Source organism: Streptomyces cahuitamycinicus, from assembly GCF_002891435.1.
GTDB lineage: Bacteria > Actinomycetota > Actinomycetes > Streptomycetales > Streptomycetaceae > Streptomyces > Streptomyces cahuitamycinicus.
This window is the reverse complement of record NZ_POUC01000702.1, coordinates 1-2,678: the sequence shown is the minus strand read 5'-3', so window position 1 is coordinate 2,678 and position 2,678 is coordinate 1. Positions and strand designations below refer to the sequence as shown.

Sequence of the window (2,678 nt, the reverse complement as noted above, 5' to 3'; positions counted from 1 at the left end):
CCCGGGGGCGGGGCGGTCAGGAACCCCCGGCGGCCGCTTCCAGTTCGGCCAGGATCAGCTCCTCGACGCCGGCCGCGGTCTCGGCGACCGTCGGCCCCTCGAACAGCGCGCGCGGTGACATCGCGGTGCCGAACAGGGTGTTGATCCGCGACACCGTGCGCAGGGCGAGCAGGGAATCGCCGCCGAGGTCGAAGAAGTCGTCCTGGGACCCGACCCGTTCGGCCCCCAGCAGCTCCTGCCACACCTCGGCGATGAGCTCCTCGGTGGGAGTGGCCGGTGCCTGGTACTCCGTGCCGGTGGCCAGGCCGTGCTCCGGGGCCGGAAGCGCCCTGCGGTCGACCTTGCCGTTGGCGGTCAGCGGCAGCGCGTCCAGCGTGGTGAACAGCGCCGGGATCATGTGCTCGGGCAGCGACGACGCCAGGTGGGCGCGCAGCTCGGCGGCCGTGGGCGCCGGTGCCCCCGCGACGGGAACCACGTGGCCCACGAGGACGGTACGGCCCGGCCCCGGATCGGTATGCGGGACGACGGCCGCGTCTCCGACCGCCGGATGCGTCACGAGCGTGGCCTCGACTTCGCCGGTCTCGACCCGGAACCCGCGAATCTTGACCTGGCCGTCGGTGCGGCCGAGGAACTCCAGAGTGCCGTCGGCCCGCCATGCCACCAGGTCCCCGGACCGGTACATCCGGGTGCCGGGGGCGCCGAAGGGGGCGGCGACGAACCGTTCCGCCGTCGGCCCCGGCCGCCCGAGGTAGCCGTGGGCGAGACCGTCGCCGGCGATGTACAGCTCGCCCGGCACGCCGACCGGCACGGGGGTGAGCCCCTCGCTCAGCACGTACACACGGGTGTTGGGCAGCGGACGGCCCAGGGGCACGGAGCCGTCGCACGGGGAGCGATGCACGTCGTGGGTCGTGGTGAACGTGGTGGCCTCGGTGGGGCCGTACCCGTTGGTGAGCCGCAGCGCGGGGTGGGCGTTCAGGACGCGCACGCAGTGCTCCGGCGAGAGCCGGTCACCACCCGCGACGAGCTGCCGCAGCCCCGAGAACACGCCGATGTCGTCGTCGGCGACCTGGTGGAACAGACCGGCGGTGAGCCACAGATGCGTGACACCGTGCTCCTTGAGGAACCGGCCCAGCTCCGCCGTCGCCGGAAGCCCCTGCGGATGCACGGCCAGTCGCGCCCCGCGCAGCAGGGCCGCCCAGACCTCGAACGTCGACGCGTCGAAGGACAGGGAGGCGAACTGGGCGACCGTGTCACCCTGCCCGACGTCGGTGTACGGGGCCTCGTGCACCAGCCGGACCACGGCCCGGTGCGGAGTGAGCACGCCCTTCGGGGTGCCGGTCGAGCCGGAGGTGTACATCACGTACGCGACGTCGTCGGAGGCCGGGGACCCCGACGGCGCCGTCGCCGGCCACGCGGCCACCGCCGAGGCGTCCCGGTCCAGGTCCACGGCCCGGGCCGCACCGGACGGCAGCCGGTCGCGCGTCCCCGCCTCGGTGACCAGGAGCACCGCCCCGGCGTCGCCGATCATGTGGGCGAGCCGGCCGGCAGGGTATCCGGGATCCAGCGGCAGGTACGCGGCACCGGCCTTCAGGACGGCGAGCAGTGCGGTGACCGCGTTCGCGCCGCGCTCCAGGAGCAGGCCGACGAACGTGCCCGGGCCCGCGCCCAGGGACACGAGGTGGTGGGCGAGCCGGTTGGCCCGCTCGTCCAGCTCCCGGTACGTCACCTCCTCGTCCCCGTACGTCAGGGCGACGGCGTCGGGGTGCTCCGCGGCCCGGCCGGCGAACAGGTCGGGAAGCGACGTCCCGGGCAGGGCGCGGGAGGTGTCGTTCCAGGTGCGTACGGTCAGTTCGGCCTCGGCGGCCCCGAGCATCGGCAGCGCGGCCACCGGCGTGTCCTGGCCGGCGACGGGGAGCGCGGTCAGCACGGCCTCCAGGTGACCGCAGAGCCGGGCCGCCGTGTCCGCGTCGTACAACTCCGCGTCGTACGCGAGGGTGTAGGCCAGCTCGTCACCGCCGTAGGCGATGAGGTTCAGCGGGTAGTTGGTCGCCTCGGTGCCGGTCAGACCGCGGACACGCAGCCCGTGCGCGGCGGCGGCCTCGTCGTCCATCGGGTAGTTCTCGAAGACGACCAGGGTGCGGAACAGGTCCGCGCCGCGCTCCACTTCGCTGCATGCCTGAACGAGCGGCAGCGGCACGTACTCGTACTGGCGCGCCTCCACCTGCGCCCGCTGCACCTCGGCCAGCCAGTCGGCCACCGGCGCGGCTTCGTCGACGCGGACCCGCACCGGCAGGGTGTTGATCAGCATGCCGATCATCGACTCCGCGCCGGGCAGGTCGGCCGGGCGGCCCGAGACGGTGGCGCCGAACACGACGTCGTCCACGCCGGCGTGCCGGGCGAGCAACAGCGTCCAGGCGCCCTGGAGCACGGTGTTCACGGTGAGCCGGTGCCGCCGGGCGTAGGCGAACAGCTCGCGGGAGGCCTCCGGCGACAGACGGCGCGCGATCCGGGCGGTGGACCTCGTGCGGTGGCCGGGCGCGGAGTGCCGTAGGGCGGGAAGCGGGGTCGGCGCCCCGAAACCGGCGAGGGTGTCCCGCCAGTACGTCTCGGCCTGCGCCAGGTCCTGCCGCTCCAGCCACTCCACGTACGCGCCGAACGGCCGGCGGGCGGGCAGGGCG

General features: G+C 74.5%; 1 protein-coding gene. It reads right to left on the bottom strand.

Going from position 1 to position 2,678, the window contains the following annotated elements:
- Window positions 1-16 precede the first annotated feature (16 nt).
- The coding region (locus C1J00_RS41830; protein WP_146046380.1) for a non-ribosomal peptide synthetase at window positions 17-2,678 on the bottom strand (2,662 nt) is incomplete at its 5' end.